General features: G+C 56.9%; 3 protein-coding genes. 2 read left to right on the top strand and 1 reads right to left on the bottom strand.

Translation table 11 applies throughout. The features are described from left to right. Together AB4043_RS22665 and AB4043_RS22670 are read left to right on the top strand one after the other, a co-directional pair. The coding region (locus AB4043_RS22665) for a hypothetical protein (protein ID WP_442308175.1) at window positions 1-1,094 on the top strand (1,094 nt) is incomplete at its 5' end. Next, window positions 1,094-1,795 carry a hypothetical protein gene (locus AB4043_RS22670; RefSeq protein WP_442299566.1) on the top strand — a complete coding sequence of 234 codons (702 nt, stop codon included), beginning with the start codon at window positions 1,094-1,096 and terminating at the stop codon, window positions 1,793-1,795. The genes AB4043_RS22665 and AB4043_RS22670, both read left to right, overlap by 1 nt. Before the next feature lie 129 nt (window positions 1,796-1,924). On the opposite strand, the gene AB4043_RS22675 is transcribed toward AB4043_RS22670, so the two are convergent. Then, window positions 1,925-2,200, bottom strand: a complete 276-nt coding sequence (locus AB4043_RS22675) for a hypothetical protein (RefSeq protein WP_442299565.1) — start codon at window positions 2,198-2,200, stop codon at window positions 1,925-1,927. Between the last annotated feature and the right edge of the window lie 167 nt (window positions 2,201-2,367).

A 2,367-nucleotide genomic window follows, 5' to 3' on the forward strand; every position in this document is an offset into this window, starting at 1 on the left:
CCGGCATGGTGCTCTTCAATACCTTTGTCAATACGCGTCGTGTCGATGTGCCGGCCACGCCGACGTATGTCTTGAGAGGTAGCGGAACTACAGGATTTACGATGCGTCAGACCGTGCTTGGGATTGACGCGCGCGGACCACATCTCTTAGGTGCGACCAGCCGGGCACAGATTCGGACCGATTTCTTCGGCTCTACTACGAATTCGGAATACTCCGCGGGAGGTCTTATTCGTCTGCGCACCGCCCGGGCCTCTCTGGACTGGAAGAATACCCAGGCCTTCTTCTCGTATGACCGAACGATCCTCGCTCCCGATGAGCCAACTTCTCTCGCTTCGGTAGCTGTCCCCCCGCTCTCATGGTCTGGAAATCTGTGGACATGGAATCCACAGGTTGGCGTCAGCCAGTCGATCCCTCTATCGCCAACGTCGAAGCTCACACTGCAGACGGCTCTTATCGACGTTGGTGATCCACTGCTGCCTTCGGCTACCAGCGGCTCCGCTTCGACGCTGGCGGAGCGAAGCAGATGGCCCGGTGTTCAGTTCCGCGCCGGCAGCAGCTTCGGCCCGGTCGACCGCGAGACCCGGTTTGGGCTTGGCGGCTACTTCAGCCCGCATCGCGCAGTCGATGGAAGCCGATTCGACGCCTGGGCGGCCACAGCCGATCTGCATCTTCCCATTGGGAAATACCTTCTGCTCACCTCGACTGCCTATCGTGGGCAGGCTTTGGGCGGACTTGGCGGCGGTGGCTATGCCGACTTCATCTATCGCGATTACGAAGGGGCCACTGTACTTCAACCGATCGACGATGTCGGTGGATGGGCTCAGCTTGCTATCAAGACGGGCCGTTTTGAGACCAACATTGCCTATGGCCTCGATAATCCCTTCAGCAAGCAGATCCGGTCCCGGACGGCGAGTTCTACGGCTCCCACATATTCGGGCCTGACCCGTAACAGCACACTCATGCTGAATACGATCTACAGCCCAAATGCCTACCTGCAGTTCTCACTCGAATACAAACGGCTGCAATCAACTTTTCCAAGCCGCGACCGCTATGCCAGCGACGCAATTGGACTCTCAGGGGCTTATCGATTCTGATGACTACAGGCGCCTTTCTTCGCAACATCGCAGCCGTCTGCCTTGTCGCATACGCGTTGCCCTCCGCTCATGCCTCGGAGGCAACCGCACGGTTACGCCTTACGGATGCAGCATCAGCGAAACGCCCAGCAAAGCTTCCTCCAGCCGTGCTTTGGCTCAAACCACTTAGCTTTGCACCGCCTCCGTTCCCTGCCGGCCCTAACCCGGTCATGTTGCAGAAGAACAAAATGTTTTCGCCTCATCTTGTAGTGGTTCCTGTAGGCGGAAACGTGACCTTTCCCAACGCAGACCCGTTCTTTCACAATGTCTTCTCGCTCTTCGATGGCAAGCGATTTGACCTGGGCCTTTACGAAGCGAACTCGAGCCGTTCGGTTAACTTCTCACGCGAAGGTATCTCATACATCTTCTGCAATATCCATCCGGAGATGTCGGCAGTCGTCATCTCACTCAGCACGCCATACTATGGCATCGCCGATACCGGTGGGCAGTTTCGTCTCACAGGACTACCTGAAGGAGAGTATGAGATGCGTGTGTGGGTAGAAGGCGAACGCCAACCGACACTCGACCGCTACACCAGGCGCATCCACATCGCCGCGGAGAACATCAACCTTGGCGACATTGCGATTGAACACCCTAAGCCCACACAACATCTGAACAAGTTCGGTCAGCCTTATGGCCCGTCAGATCATGAGATCTACTAGAGCATTTTCCCTGTTGCTGGGTATCCCGTAAGGGGCGCGCAGTGGCGTTTTCATTGCGGAAAACGCGCATAGATGCGGTAGCCCTACAGGGAAAACGCTCTAATCCGTAGCCACGCTGGAAGATGAAGCTTACGGATTGAAGAAGCGCAGCAAAGCCTCTTCATCCTTCTTGCTGAGCGATGCCCGCACCCGCATGTGCCTCACGATCGTTCCCGAGACGCGTGGTGAAAATCCCTGCGGCGCATTGTGACAACGCGAACAGTTCTGCTGAAAGACGAGCTCTCCTGCGCTGGGCGTACGCTTTGGTTTCGGCTTGGCGGAGGCGGTCGGCGGCGGTTGCTGCGCAAAGCACGGCAAGGCAATGGCAAGCAGGAAGGCCAGGATTCCATTTCGTCTGGTGTGCATTACTTCTTCCCCCTCCATGCCGGGAACAAAAACCTGTAGGTCATATTGGCCGTCCAGAGATTCTTGTCGCCGGCGGCTGAAAACTGCCTCGAATAGCTTGCTTTCAAACGCACCTCGTGTGGAAGGTTATAGACGAGTCCGAAGTCGGCCAACCGCGTGTTCACACC

It is taken from the genome of Terriglobus sp. YAF25 (assembly GCF_052113305.1).
GTDB lineage: Bacteria > Acidobacteriota > Terriglobia > Terriglobales > Acidobacteriaceae > Terriglobus.

Bases quoted from the DNA above. Each gene is read 5' to 3' on its own strand.
- AB4043_RS22670 (WP_442299566.1), top strand. From the start codon at position 1,094: ATGACTACAGGCGCCTTTCTTCGCAACATCGCAGCCGTCTGCCTTGTC.
- AB4043_RS22675 (WP_442299565.1), bottom strand. From the start codon at position 2,200: ATGCACACCAGACGAAATGGAATCCTGGCCTTCCTGCTTGCCATTGCC.